This is a genomic window from Erysipelothrix amsterdamensis, assembly GCF_940143175.1.
In the GTDB taxonomy this organism is placed as follows: domain Bacteria; phylum Bacillota_I; class Bacilli_A; order Erysipelotrichales; family Erysipelotrichaceae; genus Erysipelothrix; species Erysipelothrix amsterdamensis.
The window spans coordinates 1,637,069-1,658,992 of record NZ_OW659496.1; the positions used below are offsets into that span (position 1 = coordinate 1,637,069).

General features: G+C 33.5%; 18 protein-coding genes. All 18 read right to left on the reverse strand.

What is annotated here, in order from left to right; genetic code table 11:
* Nucleotides 1-18: 18 nt before the first annotated feature.
* A complete protein-coding gene (locus NMG63_RS07805; protein WP_013853332.1) occupies nucleotides 19-1,062 on the reverse strand; it encodes an AEC family transporter in 1,044 nt (347 codons plus the stop codon).
* Nucleotides 1,063-1,485: 423 nt separating this feature from the next.
* Entirely contained in the window at nucleotides 1,486-1,878 is a 393-nt protein-coding gene (tagD, locus tag NMG63_RS07810; RefSeq protein ID WP_013853333.1) for a glycerol-3-phosphate cytidylyltransferase, read from the reverse strand.
* Between the two features lie 4 nt (nucleotides 1,879-1,882).
* Complete coding sequence (locus NMG63_RS07815) at nucleotides 1,883-3,067, reverse strand: CDP-glycerol glycerophosphotransferase family protein (protein ID WP_254006893.1); 1,185 nt, start codon at nucleotides 3,065-3,067, stop codon at nucleotides 1,883-1,885.
* The gene (locus tag NMG63_RS07820) at nucleotides 3,060-4,403 is read right to left on the reverse strand and encodes an O-antigen ligase family protein (protein ID WP_254006894.1); all 1,344 of its coding nucleotides are present in this window, start codon (nucleotides 4,401-4,403) and stop codon (nucleotides 3,060-3,062) included. The genes NMG63_RS07815 and NMG63_RS07820 overlap by 8 nt, the downstream gene beginning before the upstream one ends.
* A gap of 25 nt (nucleotides 4,404-4,428) precedes the next feature.
* Complete coding sequence (locus tag NMG63_RS07825; protein ID WP_254006895.1) at nucleotides 4,429-5,562, reverse strand: glycosyltransferase; 1,134 nt, start codon at nucleotides 5,560-5,562, stop codon at nucleotides 4,429-4,431.
* Nucleotides 5,555-6,529, reverse strand: a complete 975-nt coding sequence (locus NMG63_RS07830; protein ID WP_254006896.1) for an ATP-grasp domain-containing protein — start codon at nucleotides 6,527-6,529, stop codon at nucleotides 5,555-5,557. The genes NMG63_RS07825 and NMG63_RS07830 overlap by 8 nt, the downstream gene beginning before the upstream one ends.
* Complete coding sequence (locus tag NMG63_RS07835; protein ID WP_254006897.1) at nucleotides 6,510-7,151, reverse strand: sugar transferase; 642 nt, start codon at nucleotides 7,149-7,151, stop codon at nucleotides 6,510-6,512. The genes NMG63_RS07830 and NMG63_RS07835 overlap by 20 nt, the downstream gene beginning before the upstream one ends.
* Nucleotides 7,141-8,277, reverse strand: coding sequence for a DegT/DnrJ/EryC1/StrS family aminotransferase (locus tag NMG63_RS07840; protein WP_254006898.1), 1,137 nt, complete (start codon nucleotides 8,275-8,277; stop codon nucleotides 7,141-7,143). The genes NMG63_RS07835 and NMG63_RS07840 overlap by 11 nt, the downstream gene beginning before the upstream one ends.
* Nucleotides 8,278-8,289: 12 nt before the next feature.
* Nucleotides 8,290-10,137, reverse strand: coding sequence for a polysaccharide biosynthesis protein (locus NMG63_RS07845; RefSeq protein WP_254006899.1), 1,848 nt, complete (start codon nucleotides 10,135-10,137; stop codon nucleotides 8,290-8,292).
* Between the two features lie 229 nt (nucleotides 10,138-10,366).
* Complete coding sequence (locus NMG63_RS07850) at nucleotides 10,367-11,377, reverse strand: stealth family protein (protein WP_254006900.1); 1,011 nt, start codon at nucleotides 11,375-11,377, stop codon at nucleotides 10,367-10,369.
* A 38-nt stretch (nucleotides 11,378-11,415) separates the two neighbouring features.
* Complete coding sequence (locus NMG63_RS07855; protein WP_254006901.1) at nucleotides 11,416-13,221, reverse strand: EpsG family protein; 1,806 nt, start codon at nucleotides 13,219-13,221, stop codon at nucleotides 11,416-11,418.
* Nucleotides 13,222-13,415: 194 nt separating this feature from the next.
* Nucleotides 13,416-14,237 (reverse strand): helix-turn-helix domain-containing protein, encoded by an 822-nt coding sequence (locus tag NMG63_RS07860; protein WP_254006902.1) that lies wholly within the window; start codon nucleotides 14,235-14,237, stop codon nucleotides 13,416-13,418.
* Between the two features lie 84 nt (nucleotides 14,238-14,321).
* A complete protein-coding gene (locus NMG63_RS07865) occupies nucleotides 14,322-14,639 on the reverse strand; it encodes a hypothetical protein (protein ID WP_254006903.1) in 318 nt (105 codons plus the stop codon).
* 92 nt (nucleotides 14,640-14,731) lie between these two features.
* On the reverse strand, nucleotides 14,732-17,797 hold the full coding sequence (locus tag NMG63_RS07870) for a peptidase (protein WP_254006904.1): 3,066 nt from the start codon (nucleotides 17,795-17,797) through the stop codon (nucleotides 14,732-14,734).
* Between the two features lie 111 nt (nucleotides 17,798-17,908).
* Nucleotides 17,909-19,303, reverse strand: a complete 1,395-nt coding sequence (locus tag NMG63_RS07875; RefSeq protein WP_254006905.1) for a helix-turn-helix domain-containing protein — start codon at nucleotides 19,301-19,303, stop codon at nucleotides 17,909-17,911.
* Nucleotides 19,304-19,460: 157 nt separating this feature from the next.
* Entirely contained in the window at nucleotides 19,461-20,183 is a 723-nt protein-coding gene (locus NMG63_RS07880) for a DUF1361 domain-containing protein (RefSeq protein ID WP_254006906.1), read from the reverse strand.
* Nucleotides 20,180-20,863, reverse strand: a complete 684-nt coding sequence (locus tag NMG63_RS07885; protein WP_254006907.1) for an ABC transporter ATP-binding protein — start codon at nucleotides 20,861-20,863, stop codon at nucleotides 20,180-20,182. Before NMG63_RS07885 ends, NMG63_RS07880 begins: the two co-directional genes overlap by 4 nt.
* Nucleotides 20,864-20,873: 10 nt before the next feature.
* Entirely contained in the window at nucleotides 20,874-21,893 is a 1,020-nt protein-coding gene (locus NMG63_RS07890; RefSeq protein ID WP_254006908.1) for an ABC transporter permease, read from the reverse strand.
* Nucleotides 21,894-21,924 lie beyond the last annotated feature (31 nt).

Below are 21,924 nucleotides of genomic sequence, written 5' to 3' on the forward strand. Positions count from 1 at the left end.
AATCTCCTTTTTTGATTCTTAGATAATTCCTACGCCATGTAATGCTGTAAGAATAACTAACCATAAAATGATTGCAACAATCGATAATACTGTAGCAACAAGTGATGCATTTGACGAGAATAATGCTTCTTTATCAAAATTAATTGCATAACTTACGGCAACGGTTGCAGGTGGTGTTGCAAGCATGATGATTACACCAGTAATCGCAACGTAGTCTAAAGGTAAGAATCCGATTTTCTTGTAGAAAATCATGATAAGTAGCATAATTGCTGGAACAACAACCAGTTTTCCAAATGAGTAGATCCAAACATTAACGTCTTTAGTTGCATCTTTAAGTGAAATTTTTGCTAATGTCATACCGATTGCTAACCATGCAAGTGGTGATGATAATGATGCTAAGTAACCAACAGCTTTCATGAACCATGGAAGTGTCACATCTAAACGTAAGAATGCAACTGTCTTAGCAGTTTCACCAGCGCCTACAGTTACTTGTGGCAGGCTTGCTTGGAACATCCAAATCAAGAATCCTAAGAATGTAGCAATAATGATTGGGTTAAGAATAATTTGTTTTAAGTTTTTCTTCTCAAATTTTAAACCTGAGAATAAGATATAGCCATATGAGTATAGGAATACACGGTATGCTACATTAAATAAGTTTGCGTAAAGTGCTCCTTCATTTCCTAAGAAAGCTGAAATGATAGGAATACCGAAGAATGTTGTGGATCCAAAGATTGTAAGTCCACGCATTGCATCAAGTTTATCACCTTTATATTTAGCTGTATAAGCTAATGTGATAAGAATTAAAAGTACATATGCAACAAAACCAAAGATGAATGAGTTTAAACCTACAGTAAATGTTTCAGGTTTAATATCTGTCATAAATGCTTTAAATGCTAATGCTGGTAACGCAACATTAAGTAATACTGCAGTTAATGCTTTTGATGCATCATCTGTAACTTTATTTGTTTTCTTTAGGTAGTAACCTAAAAGGATGATTGATATTGTTGAGAATATCGCTCCTAGAAACGCCTGATCAGACAGGACTTGTTTTATAATATCCATTAAATTCTCCTCCGTTAATTGATATATCAAAAAGCACATTTGCTTCCCCTATGCTTCTTGGTATAAACATAATACTCCCATAACGTTGACTTATGGTGCGATAACGAAAAGTATTATAGACTTTTTACAATAAAAATCACATATTACGCACATATTTGAACTATTATGTGAAATTTGTTGTGTTTTTTAACAAGGTTTGCTTCATTACCTAAATATTCTTATCATTTTATTTCAATTATTATTAAAACTGTACTAAAAATCGAACTAAGTAAAGTATTGAAATGATATCACTTCAATATAAACATGTGATGACATAAGTTTTTCTTATATCAACTTTGGTCATTCTATTTAGTTAAGTGCAAATAAAAACACTATAGCTTCAGCCCTACTATTAAGAGAGAGATACAGTGTTAATATGTGGTTTTATTTGGAATTATTTAATTCTTCTTTAATCAGTGTGGTAGAGATATGAGGTGTTCTGGGTAAGTATACAACTTCGCAATACTCTTTCAGATCGTCAAATTTCCCTTCCCAATCATCACCCATCACAAAGACATCAACTTCATTATTTAAAACATCAGTAACCTTTTGATCCCATGTCTCTTCAGGAATGACTTCATCTACATACTTTATCGCTTCAAGTATATATTTTCGTGTTTCAAAAGAATGGAATGAATCCTTCTTCTTGAGCGCATTGAATTCATCCGTAGAAATTCCTACAATTAAATAATCTCCTAACGCTTTAGCACGCTTTAGAATATTAATATGACCTTGATGTAATAAATCAAACGTACCGTATGTTATAACTTTTTTCATTTGTTTACCCCCTCATTAGTGTCTTTATCAATTCGATAGCTTTATGAGTTGCACATCCACACTCATCAATAAATTTCTCGTGAATTACAGATGTATTCATATAACCATATTGGTGATCACTTGTCTCATTCAAATAATTTGTAAGATGATCAAATGAAGTGAAGTTTCCTACATTAAACAATTCATCATAATTAATATATAAACCTCTTTTATCTTGATACTCTTCAAAATCAGGAGTTACAAAATAAATTGGTCTATCTAGGATTGCGAAATCAACACATAAACTAGAATAATCTGTTATTACAATATCACTCACTTTAAATAAATCATTCAAGTTTGGGTAAGTACTGACATTGAGAAAATTCGGATTATCAATGTTATCATATTTTCTTGAATCACTTGCAGCATGGTGACCTCGATATAAAATATAGTATTTATCTGAAAGTTTATCAATCATCGCTTTTTTCTCTTCAAAGTAATCATAAGTTTTATATTCTTTAAAAGTAGGTGCAAATAATATTACCTTTTTCTCTGTATTAATATTCAGAGCCTCTTTTATTAAAACAACTTGGTTTTGATCAATATTTTTGAGTTCATCGTTTCGTGGTAATCCCGTTAGATAAATAGATTCTTCAAGTGTTCCGAATGCGTTAATAAATATTTGTTTTTCATAATTTGATTGGACTAAGTAACAAGGATCATTTAATAAAGCAATACTCTTACTTTTTCCTGAGAAAACACCTGTTCCATCAACATCATTACCAATTTTTTTAAATGGTGTCCCATGCCATGTATTTATATATACAACATTACTTGGCTTTTTAATTTTTAAACCTCTAGAAACTGTCGTATTTGTAATCCAAATTTCGGACTGAAATAAATACTTAAAATAAGATGGCTTATCTGTTGAAATGTACTTTGTACGCGGATAATCAAATACGGACGTATCAACAGATTTATCAACTGCCCAAATAAATTTATGGTCTTCAAAGTCAGGATCTTCCAACATTAATTTAAATATTGCAAAAGGACTATCCGAGAGGCCTTTACCTCCAAAAGAAAGAAATAATACTTGTTTTTTTCTGTTTCTAAAAAATATTCCATTTATTTTTATAAATGTATTACCAACGAGGTTGTAAAGTTTGAATAAAAAAGTACTATTTTTGATTGCTGTCTTTAGTTTACTCATCCTTTTTAATCTCCCATTTATTTTCATTGCCTACCATAATAAGCATAATAATAACAAGTAGGAACCTTGAGTCGACAATATTACCAATTAACTGTGAACCAACTAAAATAATCATCAAGGCATATTTTAAATCAATATTGCTTCTCTGACCAAATAGAACAAAGTACGATTGATAAATATAGTAGAGTAATGGCAATATTAGGAACAAGCCGCCTTGAGCTAAGTATTGGAAGAAAATGTTATGTGGAATGACACCAGGATACTGTTTCATACCAAAACCGATCCCTAAAAGTACATTGCTCTTAAACAATGTTACTGCTTTATACATTAGATCAAATCGTCCACTATCATCAAACAACTTATTTCCACGCCATAATGTCAACAATCCCACTAATGTAATCCCAACAGCAACGAGAATTAAACTGAAGCGTATTTTTTGCTTTCTTGATATTTTATTTCCTTTAAGTATTTCAACATAAAAGATTACTGCAAGGACTACAACGAAGCAAAATAAACCTGTACGAGCAGAAGTTAAAAAACTTGCAATTAATAAAATTACCGCACTCGAGATTCTGTATGTTATTGACTTATTATGTTTCCAAACAAGAGGAATTGCTGAAGATAGAAATAACGATAAGAAACTAAAATCTGCAAACACAACTGCGAAAGCATCCCTGTAATCAGTTGCAGATCGAATAAATCTTAAATGAAAACCTACTTCTGTATTGAAAACATAAAATAAGAAAACTTGCATAACCAAAAAACACGCAGTAGATAAAGCCGTAATTCTATAACTTTTTTTTAAGGAATCAATCTTAAAGGATAGAAAAGGCGTATTTAGGACGAGTAGCGTTAGTAATACAACAAACAGCACGAGATAGTAAGCTTGTGATGCAGCGCTAATAAAATTAGGGGAACTCAATATTACGCAAGAAATTCCAATTAAAAAGATGATACTTGAAATTAAGAATCCCTTTTGATTTTTTGGATATTTCTTAAAATCTATCGAATTAATTTTTAAAGCAAATGATACGAATAGATACAGAATTAAAACGAGCAACAAAATATTAAACCATGTTAGGAATAATGGTTTAGATCTCATACCCATGACATTCACAAATGATAGCGGTACAGAATAGATAAGGAGATGGAAAATAATGTTTTCTACCCCTCCCTCTTGCTTATAACTGAATGTTGCATAACTAAAAAATGCAATTCCAAGTAGAAACACGAGATAACTATAATTCTGATTAAATCCTAAAATCGTAAAAAAGTATGTGACTGAATAAATCAGTGCGATTTTACTTTCTTTACTGCTTAATAATTTTTCTAACATAATAACTCCTCTAAAACTTCCTTAATCAATCTTCATTTTGGCAATACACATCATTTAAAGCTATAAACACATTATCTAATTGATATTTTGAACTCATATTATAATTTCTTATTCCTTCTTCTTCTAACTCGTGCTTATCTGAAATAAGATTTTCGATATGATTTGCCAAACCCTCAGGACTGATTGATTTTATATCATAAATAAACTTATCATTCTTAATCAAATCAACATGGCCGCGAATATTTGATAGAAGAACTGGTTTTTTTGTTGCCATTGCCTCAAGAACACTAACAGGGAGCCCTTCACGATACGAACAGCTCAAAAATAAATCAGTACGTTCTAAGAAAGTCACCACATTGCTTTGATATCCTCCAAAAAAGATATTATTTTCAAGATTGTTTTCCGCAATATACTCCTGATATTCGTTCAAACGATCACCAGTACCAAGTATAATATACTTGACCTTCTTATTCTTCTCAATTAAGTTTTTCATAGCCTTAATCGCTAAAATATGATTTTTATTTTCATTTAGTTCACCAATACTTAGCACTAACAAATCATCAGCATGAATTCCAAAAGATTCATCAAGTGAATCTTGATTTTGTTCTAACTTAATCATAAATGACTTGCTAAGACCTATACCCGGTATTTTACAAAGATTTACACGATCAGGTTTTACACGCATAAAATAGTCATAGTCCTCTTGATTAATAGTAACCACATTGTCCGTCCATTTTAACGCAACCTTTTCAATGGTTTCAAATATTAACCAATTGTGCATCGGTGCTCCATTATAAAAATGAAGTCCATGAGCGAAATAGGTGACTTCAGCACCAGATCTATATGCCGCTTTACGAGTTAAAAATGCGGCAATTGGCGTATGTACAAAAATTTTATTATATTTTTCAGAATTTATTAATGAGGCTATTTGCTTATAGCTCTTAAAATGACTTGGAATTGACTTTGGACTTCTAGTAAAGTCAATTTGATGCATTACGACATTCGTACCCTCTATAAGTTTATAAGCCTCATCACGGATGTCGTCAAAATTTGATGCAACTTCTACGGAATACCCTTGTTTCTTCAAATACTCGATGTGTGGAAGCAAAAATGCTTTAATAGTTACGCCTACTGTAGTAACAATTAAACACTTATTCATTATCTATTTCTCCTTTTCTCTTAATTACTACACTATCATACATCATCATTAAAACACCTTCATCATATTGGTAAAAAGATTTGGAGTTCTCTTTCCCTTCGAGATTATTCATAATAAATTCTACAAAATCCACACCGGCACCATAAGCATGTAAATATGCGCCACCAAAACGCGGATTAATTTCAGATATGAAATATTGGCCATTTTTATAGAATAAATCAACATCCATCGGCCCATAAAAATCTAAACAATTTACTAATTCTTCAAGTAATGGCTCTATGTTTTTATCAATAAATGAAATTGTTTTGCTTGCACCACCGATTCTCGTTTCAATTTTACGCTTTGAAAAGAAACTCACAAGTTCTCGACTATGAGTATCAACGTAAACATCTACATCTACATCTTCTTCGTCCATTAATTCTTGAATAATTAGGGACTTGTCATCCGAGAAGGCAACTTCAAGCTCATCAATATTATTTATTTTACGAGCACCAACACTACCACTACCAGTTCTTGGTTTTACAAAAACAGGAAAATCAACACCATCTTTATTTTCTAAAAATTCTTTAATATCGCCATAAGTTTTAACTGTAGAAATACTGTTCGCTTCAAGATGTTTCGCAAATTTATATTTATCAAAACAAATTTTGGCTGTTTCGTATTCAGGATGTAAAACTTCTACGCCTATTTCTTTAAATAATTCTCTATTTTTAGTAAGAATTTCAATTTCAGGATCTATAAATGTCATAATAGCCTTAATATCTTCTTTCTTACAAATATCTATTAATTCTGAAATGTAATTCTCATCATCGATTCTCGATGTAATATAATATTTATCAGCTAAATAAATAGCTGGTGCATACTCGCTACAATCTGTAGCGATAATATTCCCATGATTTTTCATTGTTTTTTTAAAATCTTTGACTAATTCTCCACGTCTTCCAACACTACAAAATAATATGTTCATTTTTATCCCCCATAAATTCTTCCATTGTTGAAGTTCCTTCTGAACTTATACCTTCTCTTACTAATACAGTCTTAATTGTCATAAAAAAAATTTTTAAATCGTAAAAAAACGATACTTTTTCAGTATATTCTACATCGAATTCAAATCGCTTTTCCCAACTTATAGCATTACGACCATTTACCTGAGCTAACCCAGTCAATCCAGGCTTTACATCATGTCTCTTATACTGTTCTTTAGAATACCGTGGAAGATACTTTGGAAGCAAAGGACGAGGTCCGATCACGGACATATCGCCTTTTAAGATGTTAAACAATTCAGGAAGTTCATCTAAACTCAGACTTCTAAGTTTAGACCCAAAAGTCGTCATTCGTTCGTCATCACTTAGAAATTCACCGCTCTCATCAAAAGAATTTCTCATGGTGCGAAATTTATACATTGTAAATATTTTACCATTTTTACCGGTTCTTTCTTGCTTGAAAAGTATTGGTTTCCCTAGTTTTTTACCAATTAAGAAGAACAGAATAATATACAACCAGCTAAAAATAATGATACCAGATAGTGATAAAACAATGTCTAATATCCGCTTGAGAACGACAGTATAAAATGATTGACTATTTTTCATCTTCATTAAACACCTTTCTAATAATTTCAATTACTGTCTCTTGATCTAACTCTGTCATTTTTGTATCACTTGGTAAGCAGACACCATGTTCAAATAAATCTTTAGAGACATCATGATTATCAACACTGATAAAATCATACTCTGAGAAAACAGGTTGTAAATGCATTGGTTTCCAAACAGGTCTTGATTCAATGTTTTCATTCTCTAATGCGACAATAACATCAAAAGCTGTGATGTGTGAATTCTTAACAATCATTGAACTCAACCAATAATTATTCTCTGACCATTCATTTTCTGGCATAAATGTGATTCCATCTAAATGTCCTAGACTTTCTTTATACTTTTTGAAAATTTCTTTTTTTCGAGCAACGCGTTGATCGAGCACGCGCATTTGACCTCTACCTATCCCAGCAAGTACGTTACTTAAACGATAATTATAACCCACTTCATTATGTTGATAGTGTCGAGCCTGTTCACGCGCTTGTGTAGCCCAAAAACGCGCTTTATCAATCATATCTTTGTTTGACGAAACAAGCATTCCCCCACCTGAAGTTGTGATAATTTTATTCCCATTAAACGAAAAGATCCCAAAATCACCGATAGTTCCAGATGCTTTATCTTTGTAAGAACTACCAAGGGATTCCGCAGCATCTTCAATAAGTATCGCATTATTATCATCACAAATTTGACGTATCTCATCCATACGAGCATTAATACCATACAGATGTACAACGATAACCACTTTTGTACCAGGATACTTTTCAAACGCACGTTCTAGTGCTTCAGGGCTCATATTCCATGTCAAATATTCACTATCGATGAAAATAGGATTAGCTTTTTCATACATAATTGGATTTGCAGTTGCTGCGAAAGTAAGAGATTGACAAAAAACATTATCTCCAGGTTTAATATTAGATAATTTAAGTGCTAAATGAATTGCAGCTGTACCACTACTTAATGCAAGTGCTTCAGTTGATTTCGTATAGTCTCTAATATCTTGTTCAAATCCATCAACATTAGGTCCTAAAGGCGCAATCCAGTTGGATTCGAATGCTTTGTTTATATATTCTTGTTCAAAACCTTCTTCACTCATGTGAGGAGAAGCTAATAATATTCTTTTACTCATATTTACCCCTTTTTATTTCTCGTTATTCTTAGAATAAGTTGGAACTGTTTCTTTAATCGCATCATAGACATCGATTTCTCCATCAACTGCTTGTTTTAATGTTAGTAGTGAGGTTTTAATCGCATCAATCTCATAATTTATTGGATTTGCAATGTGTATTAAATCATTTGGTGTCTTTTGCAATCCTTCTTCTGCCATTAATAATTCTTCATAAAGCTTTTCACCAGGTCTTAGTCCTGTAAATTTAATTTCTATATCTTTGTATGGTACATAGCCACTTAATTCGATTACTTTCTCTGCTAAACTTAGAATTTTAACAGGTTCTCCCATATCTAATACAAAAATTTCTCCACCATCTGCATAGGTAGCCGCTTGTAATACTAAACTCACGGCTTCGGGTATTGTCATAAAATATCGAATTATTTCTGGATGCGTTACCGTAACTGGTCCGCCTTGTTCGATTTGTTTTCTAAATAGTGGTACCACCGATCCATTTGATCCCAATACGTTTCCAAATCTTACAGCAACAAATTTCGTACTTGAACATTTATCAAATGCTTGAAGCATCATTTCATTAAATCGTTTGGTAGCCCCCATTATATTTGTTGGGTTCACCGCTTTATCCGTTGAAATATTTATGACTTTTTCTACTTTGTACTTTATAGATGTTTGAATGATATTGAATGTTCCAAAAATATTATTTTTAATTGCCTCTTCTGGAGCATCTTCCATTAGAGGAACATGCTTATGAGCCGCAGCATGGAAGACAATTGTTGGTTTTGTAGACTCAAAAACTTTTTCAAGAGAAGACTGATCACGAACAGATGTAATAATTGCCGAGACTTTTATTTTCGGAATGACGCCTTCACGTTCCATAATTCTAAGTTCTTGCTGAATATCGTACAATCCATTTTCATTAATATCTACTAAAGTTAAGGACATTGGTGAATACTTAACTACTTGCCGCACTAACTCTGAACCAATAGAACCACCAGCTCCCGTTATGAGCACACGCTGACTATCTAAGTTTCTGAAAATTTCTACATCATCGATTATAATCTCCGGTCTATTGAGTAAATCACTAATTTCAATTTTACGAAGACTATTTTTTAGGTTTTTATTTTGAATTAATTTTTGAGCAGACTCTACAGTTTTAACATCCACCCCAATTTTCACGAGTTTATTAATAATTTCCTTTTGGGTATTTAATGGTTGAGATGGCATCGCAACAAAAACACACTCTACAGCATATTTCTTTACAACTTTTTCGATGTCATCAATACTACCTAGAACTGGTACTGAATAAATAATACTATTTTTCAAGTTTGGATTATCATCAATAAATCCAATAACTTTATATCCATATTCATTATTTCGACTGATTTCATTTAGAATCATTTGTCCAGCACTACCTGCACCGTAAATTAGAATTGATTGGAGTTTTTTACCTTTTACGGCTACGCGTTCTTTTTTATCGTAATAGTAACGAACAACAAAACGTACTGCTAGTTGCAAGAGTACATTCAATCCCGTAATCACAATCATAGCACGCGTTCCAATGAGCTCGTCATTACGAATGATTATGATCACCATACAGGATAAGAACGCCATGATATTAGCTAAACCAATTCGTATTGTTTCATGGACAGATATTTTTCTCCAAATCATTTTATCAAGTGAAAATATCTTATAGAAAATGAGATACATTACAAGGATTAATCCCACTTCAAAAAGACCAACCCGCTGATACAATAACTCCATTGCATAATGCGAATTATTAAGGATTGCTAAACCACCGATAATTGAAAGAATTAAAACTAAAATATCAAAAAACACCATGACAACTTTATTCTTTTTCATTAATTTCCCCAAACCTTCCCCTATTACTTTTTATATGTATATACAACGGAAATATTATATCACATAATATCATTAAATATCGTTTTATCAGTGTGACATTATATTTCATAATCTTCATACCGATTACATATAAGGCTCTTTTATAAGCTCTTTTGATTACCCTTTGATAAAAAAACAAAAAATGAGCTTTGATTTTCTCGAAAGCCCATTTTTTCTCTTTTTGATTGTATTAATTATTATTTTTCTCAAATCCACTTATGTTTGATAGTTTAGAATTAAAAGCATTCGTAAGTGTTTCAATGATTTCATCAAGATCTTCACCATCATAATGATCATTAAGACACAACATCTTATACTTGTTAGATTTTATAGCAGCCGCACCTTTTTCAGCTTCTTCAAGGCTGTCAATAAGGAAACGATCTCCGATTTTGTGGCTTCTTGGCATGAAGTTTCCTTCGCACATTTGCCATTCTTTAATCACCCATTGATTCACATCATATTTGTAGTCACGAATTTGATGTAAGCATGTTTGATGCAATACATCGTATTCTTTTTCCCAAATTGTCTCAAATGTAGACTTTAAAAATGAAGTAGGCAAATGCTGTTGATACAGGCCTGGAAACCGTGACCATGGTGTAAAGATGAGGTTTAACGCGTTAAGCACACCATAACGATAGTTATACCATTTCAATGGATTTTTTTTAATCACTTGTCGTTTGTTGAAATTTTGATTGATTATTCCGATATCGTTAATCATGATATTCGAGATCGTATCATAACGCGCAGGAACTATTGGGTTGATAACTGCAGTATCACAAGGAAGACCCTCTTTAAAGAAGTCTTCTGGCGTAACAGGTTTGTTTAGAAACATATCATCATTGAAATATACAAAGTGTTCACTTAAACCTTCAATACGATGCATATTCAATTCAATTGCATGAGATGAAAATGTTGGTAAGTATTCCTTTGGAATATAATCTGTATGATTAATAATTTTTAACTTAGGATGATCAACATTTAAAAATTCTGGTAAATGCCCATACGTAATTAAATAGACATTATTAACCCATGGTGCATACATCTCAACTGCACGAAACCAATATTTAAAGATATCCCAATCTCGATAATCACTGTCTGTAATTTCTACGTCTTTACCTTCGAGTTGGAGTCGATCACGAATCCAATCTTTATCACTTCCGTCCACCCACGGGACAACAAAATCAATTTTTAACGATTCCATGGCTATACCTCCCTAGCAACTGGCAGTGAAAGCCAGATTTATTCGTACAATTCCATCCAAATTACATTTCCATTATAGTCTAAGTATTCACGAGAATATTTTGTCGTTCCTACAGCTATACCATCTGCATCAAATGGACTGATTGAGGAATAGAACTTATCTGTAAGAATCGCTCCCTCTTCGTCAATTATTGAGAAATAATTAGAATGTTCTGTTTGAATCATAAAATATGATCGATCTGTAAACGTTAAGTCTTTGTATATGGACCCTCTCCAAACAGTATTTTTGTTATATGCATTCAGTTCATCGTACTCAATGACTTTATGTTTTGGAACCATAGTCATTGGGAACGGTTTTGAATCACGTGCATCGTTAAACTCATTTCGTGCATCAATTGTTGGTTTTACAGTTTCATAATCCACAACTAATGGATTTCCGATTTTACGATACAATTTACTTGAATATGATCTTTCGCCGATAGTTTCTTCAACAAACGGTCCATATATCTTAAATCGACTCTTAGCAGTCGGTAATTCAACAATTTGTCCTTTTTCATTCACGATACCATAAGTTAAGAAGTCTTCACCTTTTTTAACTTTTTCGCTATCTGGGAACTTCACAGATAAATGAACTAGATTTGGATCATATAGTGCTTCTTGGGCGTAAACAGTGCGCATCTTGTTTTGTTGATAATCTTTAACTTGGGCTTTAACTAATTCACCATTTTGAACTTCAAATGCGTACATGTTATTAAAACTTGCATAGTTCTTTTGGAAAATTGTCTCGAGGTTTAGTCGCGTCGGTGAATATTCATAACCCGTACGTTTTACCTGTTTTGCTAATTCATTATAGAACTGAGTTCCATTAAAACCTAATAAGACTACAAACGCTAATTTATAGATTTTTTTATCTTCATATAGACTTAAAATCATCGGCAGAGTGATTACAGTAGCATAATAGCCAAATACTGTAATACGTGTTCCCAATACTTTTGAGAATGGAAGATAGAAGTAGAGCAACATATTCAACAACACAAAATCGATAAGATTTTTTTGTTTTGAATATTTTTCAGTTAATTTATTGTAGTGTAAAATTGTAACCGCAAAAATTGAAAATCTCAATAAAAAGGGTACACTCAATATTTTTATATGATCTGCATCTGAGTACAGAAGCAGTTTCGATAACACGGGGATGTTTTGAAAAATGGATAAAACAGCAGGTGTAAAAATCAATCGAGTTAATGGGAATAATACGAAAATTAACACAAACCATTTAAACGACCACTTGATTTTGGTAGCCAAGTACAGAACAGGAACAACAAGTGCAGTTCCATGAATAAAGAACAAAATAAACGTGGTCAAACCTTTGATTTTCCAATCGAAATCTCGATCACGGTTAAAGTAAACATACATTGAGCCAACAATAACAATAACTTGTCGCAACGCTCCAAGATTCCAATATAAGAAAAATGTAGAGAAGTAGAGTAAGGTCGCCATCTCAAAATTATCAGAACTGTCTTTAATCCATAATAAGGCTACGAGTAAAATACCCGTACAGAGTAACCCTGAAAAAATGTGATAGTTCATACCTAATGCACGACCACCCAGCATCAATACCTTAAACAAGGTTTCAATTTTGGGAAGACTTGCGAAAGAATCGTTAATCCGATGCGGATCAATGGATTCGTAAATCGTCTGATATGAAAAATAATCTGCCCCAACTCCAAATCTTAAGAAAATAATCAAGATAAACGGAACTGCAGCAACAATAAATTTTTTCTTTGTTTCTAAGTGCTTTCCAAAATACAAAAACGCACATAAGTATATAAAACTAAAATAATACACAATAAGCTCCTCACATTCATTAAACTTCATACATAAATATCAATTAATCATTCATGTCATTTTTAAAAATACATATCTGTATTCTCGTTAAATACCAATATTATAATACCATATTATTAAAGGCAATACTTTTAATGTATCTTTGATTTACTCATTACCTCTATGTCCTATCCTGAATGTGAGGGCAATTGCTGCTATTGTTTTCGATATGCGGCTTCAATCATGTCATATTCATCAGTGATTGCCGCCAATATTCCATATGCATCATCGATTTCTATTCCTTGTTTTTCAAAATATGCCATCATTGCGGAAAAATACTTATATTCATCGCTTTGTGGATAAAAGAGACGATCAAGATTTAAGGTATAGTTTTCTAGATATTCAGTTGTAAGAATAAGACTAAACGTTTCTCTTCCCACAACTGTTTGTCTTCTTCGATAATTTAACCCTTCCTGTGTCGCTGGATCATACCCTTTATTATTAAAGTATATTTTCATTGACTCAATTGAAGCATAAGGAATTTGTTTCGTTTTTCGTTTACCAATAAAACTGAGTATTGTTGCTGTGAGTTTTAAGTTGGTTCCTACATATACCTCAATCCCTTGATTCCAAATGATAAAGAAATCATAGTAGTCTTTAAAATTTCGAAAACCTATGAGACTTACCATTCCATAACAATATCCAAATGCAAGAAGCACCACAATCAAATGTGGCTTCATTGTATAGGTCACAAAGCACACCAATGTCGTAATGAGTACAAATATCACGAAGAAGACTTTCGTCGTATTTTGACCAAAACTAAAGGGAATTGGGAAGCTTTCTTTTCCTTTCACCAATTCATCTAATGGAATTCCAAGTATCTCACCCAATCGAACGAGATTATCGATCGATGGAAGACTTTCGCCTCGTTCCCATTTAGAAATTGATTGACGAGAAATATTTAGCTTTTCTGCCAACATATCCTGACTCATCTTTTGCTCTGTTCGATAAAATTTAATTTGTTGGTTTATAATCATATTCACCACTCCTTCTATCCAAATCCTAGCATAGAGCTCTTTTCTAACCTAGAACCGTCTGGTTGCGGCAAAGAAAAAAACTACTTATGAGTAGCTTTCTCTTAAATTATAGTGTTTGACATAAAAATAAAGTGAAATACCGTTGAGGATAAAAGCCACCAGACAACAGCCCATAATAATCGTGAACATTGTTGGTGCTATATCTCCAATTGTACCGAAATCATCGCGATTCACAAGGCGGACAATAAGATAATATTCGCTCAATAAAAACAAGATTGGAAAGATAAACGATAAAGAATAGTAAAGATACCAATGTTTCATACGTCCCGTTAAACTCCTAAATAGATTCAACAATACGATTACAACAGAACAAATACCTGTAATTGGCCATAGATATTCCATTAGAATCACCTCCATTATATTAACTTCATTCTATCATGTAACCAAAAGTAAAAACAAACAGTTTCATACTGTTTGTTTTTATACATGTTTATCTATTTACGGCGCTTTTTAGAACCTTTTAATACAAACAGACTGCCAAGTCCTATTACGAGATAAGGCGTCTTCAACGCGGCTATACCCGTGTTTGGTAAGGTTGGAGTTGGCTTATCAGATTCTTTTGGGGTTTCCCTTGGATTATCTTTTGGTGTTTCTTTTGGTGTTTCTTTTGGATCTTCTTCATATGGTTTATTCGGCTTATCTTCTGGAGGTATAACGCCGGTACGAACTGCTACTTTTAGCGGTTCAATGGCTGGATGACCATTAATTGCGACCGCAAATGAATTCCACGCTGTTAAGTTTGGTTGATTCATTAGTTCTTGTTTAACCACATCCGGATAGGTCATTTCAGATTGGAATGCGAACTCAAAATCTTGAAGTTCCGAAAGTTCTTTTTGATCTTTCAATTCAATTTTGAAACTTTTAATCGTCTGCCATTCCATCACATCCGAAGCCGTGATCCAATTTGGATCAGTAGTATCTTTATCCTCTATTGTGTCAAAGCCTTCAGTTGTGAGGACGCGATTCAGATCTCCACGACTTGGATTGTTAGACGTACTATAAAATACATCAAACAGTGTTTCATCAACCCCTATCGGACCAGTTAGACTTACATCAAATTCACTATTACGTTGTGTGAAGTCTGTAATGCCACGATCACCAATATTAGGTAGAATATCCATCAATACAAATTCTTGTATCGCTTTTCCCGTACGATTTGAGAGTTGTAATTTATAATCAATCTTATCGTCTAACTCGATAAATGCTTGCATATCATAGAGTGCATCGTTTTCATTCTTTACCCATTTCTTAATTTTAAGTTGATAGTCTGAAATCATCTGATAATGATTTTGACTTTGAAGCATTTTTTTAGATTCAAAAGTACTTTGTGTTGTATATCCATCATAATCAATTAAAAGGGTATCTTGGATTGTTGGATTTGAAACGGAAAGTGTTTCAAATGTATCATTAGCTTCAAGTAAGGTAAATATTTTAAGATTAAGGTCTTGATATGTCCCCGAGATATCCACATCAAAAACTTGGCTTGTGGATTCATAAGGTGCAAGTTGTGCTAGGTCCCACACGATATGATAGACATCATGATTTCCACGACGCTGATCAAGTCGTTCGATCGATTTAATATTACCTTGTGGGCTAAGATCTTTAAATTGAACACTTCTGGGTACATAAATAATCGAATGCACATTATCTTTAACTGCACCAACTGAAGAGGGTTCATTCACAATTTCAACTTTTAGTTTATTTGAACCTTTGTATATTTGACCTTTATATTGATCAATAAGTTCAATGGAATTGGTTACAGTTGGATGGTATGCTTCTTGATTTTTAGTTACATTGGCCCAACGTGGTGCAGCAAGAAAGTGAAATCCTTCAAACCAGGCATTTACACGACCATCTGGGAAAGTAATGGTATAATCATTTTCTGCATTTTCCTTAAAATCATAGAGTTCACGAACGACATCATTACTGATTCCATAACGAAACGCTGTATCAATATCCATCTCATTTTTAAGCTCTGTAATGTTGTCTTTCGAATCCTGCCGCCATGTGTCCTTAATCGTAAAGGTATAGGTAGGCATGCGTGAAAGTCCATTATGTTCTTGAGGTAAAGGTTCATCAATCATCATTCCAGGAACTGTTGTTTGGAAATCATATTGTACTTTAGAGATTTGAGTTGTTTCGGATAAATTCTTTTGTTTTAATATTTCTTCACGTGAAATGATTTGATCATGTTCTAAATCTTTAAATGTTGCGATAATTTGATTGTTATCATCATAAACATGAGCATGGAGAATGGGTTGTTCATGAAGAGGTGTTGCATCCCCATAATCTGTAGTTGGACGATAATCAAAGCGTCCTGGGGCTTTAAACGACTCAAGACGTAAATGCTTATTAATGTAGTAGTTCCACTTATATTCCACATAACGATCGTCTGCACCATGTTCTAATGCAGTCATTTGATGTGCATAGGTTAATGTTGCCCAAGGATAGACGGTTGGACGTTTATTTAGTGCTTCAAAATCAGTAGAATGGTTGCCGAACGGATCAATAGGACTAAAATGTCCTGGAACGTACCAGTTACCGTCAACTTCTGGTGTTTCACTCTCAGAAGGATAGAGCGTCGTTCCCGCATAACCTTGATCTTCTAGCACAACACCATCTACATTAATAAATTTAAGACGTGATGTAACTCCAACTCCAGAAACAGGGTCATCTAAAGATCCTGGTTTTGCTTGATAGTTCACTTTAAATTCTTGATGGAATAGGGTCGAATCAAATTGATCTTGTTGATCGTAACTTGGAGCATCAAAATACCATGTAAGTGTACGGGCATCGTAGTCAACGAAATCAGGATTCGGGCCCGAAATCATACCCTTATAATCCAAGGATTCGTGATACGTTTCAGAAATCGAAATCTGTGTTCCTTCTTTAATATATAGTTGGCCTTGAGATTGACGATCAATTTGCGCTTTAGTAACCCAGACACTTTCCATTCCAGGACTTAAGCCGAGGGATCCTTGATGTTTAGAATTTTTTAAACCATCATACGCCTTTGATATTTTTAATGGGCTGCTAGCTTGGACTTTCGTATTTAAGTTAAGCGTTGGGTTCGATCGCTGATCTGTAGATACTTTGATATCAAAATAAAGATTTTCCGTTGTTTTCGTAATACCATTAGGTACTGTGAAAACGAGAGGAAGCTCTAGATACGTTCCAGATTCAAATACATCACGTGTAATTAGAAGCCCCTGTTTATCACGTGTAACGTTATATGGTTCACCCAATATATTTTTTATTGAGGTTATGTCTATTTGTACAAATTGAGGCATCAATACTTCTACCTTTAAGTTGGTAAACGTTGTATGGGCGCCGGTTGCTTTGAGTTTTAATTCAATACTATTCTTTGCCCCAGTATTGAATGAATCATAAGTCATCTGTGCATAACTTTCTAAATTAAATGCTTCATAACTTGCATTTAACGGAATTATAGATAGAATAAATAAAAAACTAGACAATGCAATCATCAATTTCTTTTTCATCATAACACTCCTTTGTTGTATCATTATAACGGAACAGTGGACGTGTCTGACATTCACGATTTACAGTGGTTTTGTAGATCTTGGGTGTCGGCAATTGTGATGCAAATCACATTAAAAAAACAATTTTTCAAGAATCCCTAAGTATTGTTTTTGTGTCGGGTAATCATCAATGAGGATTGCATCAGTCACAGTAGGAATATTGCCAATACATAGGTCATAGTCCAGCGAACTTAACTCAAAATAACTCATACAGTCAATTATTATTTGCTTCGGGTCCAGTTTAAATCGCGTCATAATCTCATTACGAATGTAAACGGCATGTTGATATCCCAAATCTGAATAGATTAAAACATGTTGAGTTCGTGCTTCATAACTTAATATTTCCGGACAATTCATAATTGTCCAATACAAAAAATCATCGATATATAATTGAGGGTCAAGAGGCATTAGGTCGTTTGTTATCATGAGTGATTGATACACATCGGCACGTAATTGGGGATGATCCGTATTAAATGCATTCATAAAATCCGATATCCGATCAATAAATAAAGATGTTTTAAAAGGATAGAGGGTATAATTATTTAATAGCGTTCGATGAATTAAGCTCATGAATGCTTGCGTATCCGAGCTTAATTCATAATCATATGTATGCATTAATTTCGAAATAAAAGCATCCGTGAACCGTTTGGTAGCTAAAGTGTCCAAGATTTGTGTGTGATAATACATGACTTCATTCAAACTTTGCTTACTACGTGTAATATCATAATTTCGATAACCCCGAAAAACACCTGAGAAGTCCATCGTATTAGCTTGATACTCTGGAATCATCGATAGATTGCTATGAAAACCTTGCTGTTCTCTTAGGTCCGATATAGCAAATAAAATAACACTGAAGACAAGAGTCAAGCTATCATGATAAATCCCTTTTTGATCGAAAGCCTTGCGAATTAATGCCTTCGCAACTTCCGTGTTAATTTGTAAGATATCGTCTAAATTTTCTGTACCGTAAAGTTCTAAAACCAAACACGTTACAAATTTACGTACATAATGTTCTTGATCTGAAACGATACTTACAGGCCTACTTCCATTACGTTGAAACTGTATGGCACTTGACGCAAATTCTTGATTCATGATTCGTAAAGTACGATAGAACGTCGATTCACTGATGTAGAACTGAGTCATGCGTTCTTCATTAGGAGTCATCGGATTCTTTACAATATCAATAAAAAGAGAAATCGCCAGCGATCGCATTAAAAAAACACGCAATATCCGTTCATTCATCTTTTGATTGTATTCTCTAACAAAATAACGACCATTATCTTTTTCTATCGTGAGCAAAGGTTCCCATTCTTGTGCAATTTGGTCAAGATACGTGTAAATCGTTTTTTCAGAACATCTACAGTGTTTGGATAAGTCCACAACTGAAGCGTGTGGCTGAATATCACTGTTGAGGTAAGTAATGAGTTGATAATGATTGCGGTCTATAGTATTCAAAAGTTTTAACATATTGCTTCTCCATTCTTAAAGCGATTTAAGTTCTTAAATTATAGCATTCTAGTCAAAGAATTAAATTCATGATATTAAAAAAAACAACCCTAGGGTTGTTTACACATCTATCTATTAAAAATTATATTGCAAACTATTGTTGATAAATAAACTTTGTTTAAGGTGTTCTAAAAAAAATATAAGCATTATTAAGCCCTAATAGATTGTAAATAAGCAACAAAAATATAAGATGAAAAACTACAAAATAGAGAAAATTTTTCCATCTTCCTCTAAGACTAAAATGCTCTCGAAGTTTTATGAAAAACATCTTTGGATGGAGTAAGTCCCATGAATTAAACCGGACTTCACGTCCAAGATAGATTCCGATAACCACTCCCAGAATTATCAGCACCGCAGAGAGTTGGATTAGGACTTGATCGCGCGTTTGAATAATAATTGGATCAATGATAACCAAATAGCCCAATTGCACAATCATTATATTAAGCATCGTATTTAGAATACCTGATAACGCAAATGATGTTACAGAAATAATATCGTACCAGATTGGCACTTCATACTCGTCCATGTCCCTATGTGTCAAATTCAACTCCGTGAGCAAGTAAGTCGCATTTGGTAGTAATGCAATCCAAATGATCGAGCCAAATACAAAAGTAATATTTGATAAAAATAATATTATCCGCATCTGAGTGATCGCGAAAACATAACGCATTCCCAATGTAAAACTAATGGTAATCAAGAGAACTACAAATGGTATAAGTGATAATTTTAAATTACGAATCATAGGTTTAAAGAGCGTTACACGGTAGATTTTTGGGCGTATAATTATTGTAAAATAGGCGAATACATTAAAGAGCAAAGTACTTACTAATAAGGATTTCATAGAGTTCCTTTCTTACTTGAAATACGTTTGAGGTTCCCATCAATCATCTCGTAGGTCTCATCACAATCTTTAATCATACGATGATCATGGGTCACCATAATTACCGAAGTATTATATTCTTTAGTGATGTGCTTCAAAAGCTTAATGACATCAAAAGCACGTTCGGTGTCTAAACTTGCGGTTGGTTCATCAGCGAGAATAATGCTTGGCTTTAAGACCAAAGCTAGACCAATTGCGACCCGTTGGCGCTCACCACCCGAGAGACTTTCTGGGTATTGATCCCGTAGCTTATCAATATCAAGTGATTCTAGAAGAGCTTGAATTTCACTCGCAGAAATAGCTTGATCTGATTGTTTAACTTTAAACTCAAAATGTTCATATACAGTGAAAAACGGTATTAAATTGGATGTCTGTAGAATAAATCCAAGTGTATTAAACCGCAGGGCTGATCGTTCGTTTTCTGTTAATTGCGCGAGTTGGTGCTCGTCAATCGTCACAGTTCCTTGTGACGGTTTTTGGAGTGCACCCATAATCGTTAAGAGGGTCGATTTACCGGAACCACTGGGTCCGACAAGGGCAATAAACGCCCCTCGAGGAACATGTAAAGTTACTGGATGAAGGACCTCAACTTGATTTTTTCCATCGGTAAATGTCTTTGTAATAGATTGTAAATAGATCATAAAACACCTCCTATAATGACTTCAGTGGATCAATCTTAAGAATAATCCGTGTCGAAAATAAAGATCCTAACATCGAAAAACCAAGCATCGCAATCGTTACACCGAGTGAAAGCGGTACATACGTAGCAACTGGAACCATATTTTTTAAAACCATGCAAGTCAGTTCGGATGCAATCAAACCAAGACCAAGTCCAAGAGACATTAAGATCAATGTTTGAATTATAATGGAACCCATTATTGTTTTGTTTTTAAATCCTTGGACTTTTAAGATACCAAAAATAGGTTTTTTTTGCATCGTCAAAATATACATAAACACTCCAATTATTAGTGCTGAAATTATAGATAACGCCCCTATCATCAAACCAAATGTTAGAATTTGTGCTTTATACCCTGGTAAATTATCGATAAGTTCGGGTTTAGTCACCACTTCATGTTCATCATCTGGTCTTGTACTTATTATCATATTATATGGATCTCCTGATTCCAACTGAGAACCGTCTAAAGTTGTATAAAGAACGGGTCGTGTATTATAATTTGAAGACGGTGTAATCCCACTGATTTGGTAATCGCCATACTTAGGAATCGATAACCTGTCGCCCACATTCAATTGGTTTGCAACACCAATGTCCTCAGTTATTAAAATCTCTTTACCGCTTTGTGGATAATGACCTTCTTTCAAGGTTACAATTTTAGAATAACGGGATGGAGCCGCACCTAATAATATTACATCACTTTGTTCATCACTAAGATCCAGGGTAATACCACGAATTCTCAATGCATCTTCAACATCACTATCCATCTTCTCAATTTGCTGATTTGAAATAGAGGAAGCTAGCGCATTTTTATTTGCTTCTTTATTTAATATTACTGTATCAAATTGCCAATGATCAATTGCAGTTCGATTGATTGACGCCAAACCATATGCAAGGCTCGACAAGAAGAATACAAGATAAGCAATGAATGTCATGACAAGAACAATCATTGCGAAACGTCCTTTTTCTTTTTTTATTTCTTTAATCGCTAAATACATGGTGCCTCCTTATCAGGTGATAAGTTAATTC

Coding starts and splice junctions, on each gene's coding strand:
- NMG63_RS07805 (WP_013853332.1), bottom strand. CDS start 1,062: ATGGATATTATAAAACAAGTCCTGTCTGATCAGGCGTTTCTAGGAGCG.
- tagD (WP_013853333.1), bottom strand. CDS start 1,878: ATGAAAAAAGTTATAACATACGGTACGTTTGATTTATTACATCAAGGT.
- NMG63_RS07815 (WP_254006893.1), bottom strand. CDS start 3,067: ATGAGTAAACTAAAGACAGCAATCAAAAATAGTACTTTTTTATTCAAA.
- NMG63_RS07820 (WP_254006894.1), bottom strand. CDS start 4,403: ATGTTAGAAAAATTATTAAGCAGTAAAGAAAGTAAAATCGCACTGATT.
- NMG63_RS07825 (WP_254006895.1), bottom strand. CDS start 5,562: ATGAATAAGTGTTTAATTGTTACTACAGTAGGCGTAACTATTAAAGCA.
- NMG63_RS07830 (WP_254006896.1), bottom strand. CDS start 6,529: ATGAACATATTATTTTGTAGTGTTGGAAGACGTGGAGAATTAGTCAAA.
- NMG63_RS07835 (WP_254006897.1), bottom strand. CDS start 7,151: ATGAAAAATAGTCAATCATTTTATACTGTCGTTCTCAAGCGGATATTA.
- NMG63_RS07840 (WP_254006898.1), bottom strand. CDS start 8,277: ATGAGTAAAAGAATATTATTAGCTTCTCCTCACATGAGTGAAGAAGGT.
- NMG63_RS07845 (WP_254006899.1), bottom strand. CDS start 10,137: ATGAAAAAGAATAAAGTTGTCATGGTGTTTTTTGATATTTTAGTTTTA.
- NMG63_RS07850 (WP_254006900.1), bottom strand. CDS start 11,377: ATGGAATCGTTAAAAATTGATTTTGTTGTCCCGTGGGTGGACGGAAGT.
- NMG63_RS07860 (WP_254006902.1), bottom strand. CDS start 14,237: ATGATTATAAACCAACAAATTAAATTTTATCGAACAGAGCAAAAGATG.
- NMG63_RS07865 (WP_254006903.1), bottom strand. CDS start 14,639: ATGGAATATCTATGGCCAATTACAGGTATTTGTTCTGTTGTAATCGTA.
- NMG63_RS07870 (WP_254006904.1), bottom strand. CDS start 17,797: ATGAAAAAGAAATTGATGATTGCATTGTCTAGTTTTTTATTTATTCTA.
- NMG63_RS07875 (WP_254006905.1), bottom strand. CDS start 19,303: ATGTTAAAACTTTTGAATACTATAGACCGCAATCATTATCAACTCATT.
- NMG63_RS07880 (WP_254006906.1), bottom strand. CDS start 20,183: ATGAAATCCTTATTAGTAAGTACTTTGCTCTTTAATGTATTCGCCTAT.
- NMG63_RS07885 (WP_254006907.1), bottom strand. CDS start 20,863: ATGATCTATTTACAATCTATTACAAAGACATTTACCGATGGAAAAAAT.
- NMG63_RS07890 (WP_254006908.1), bottom strand. CDS start 21,893: ATGTATTTAGCGATTAAAGAAATAAAAAAAGAAAAAGGACGTTTCGCA.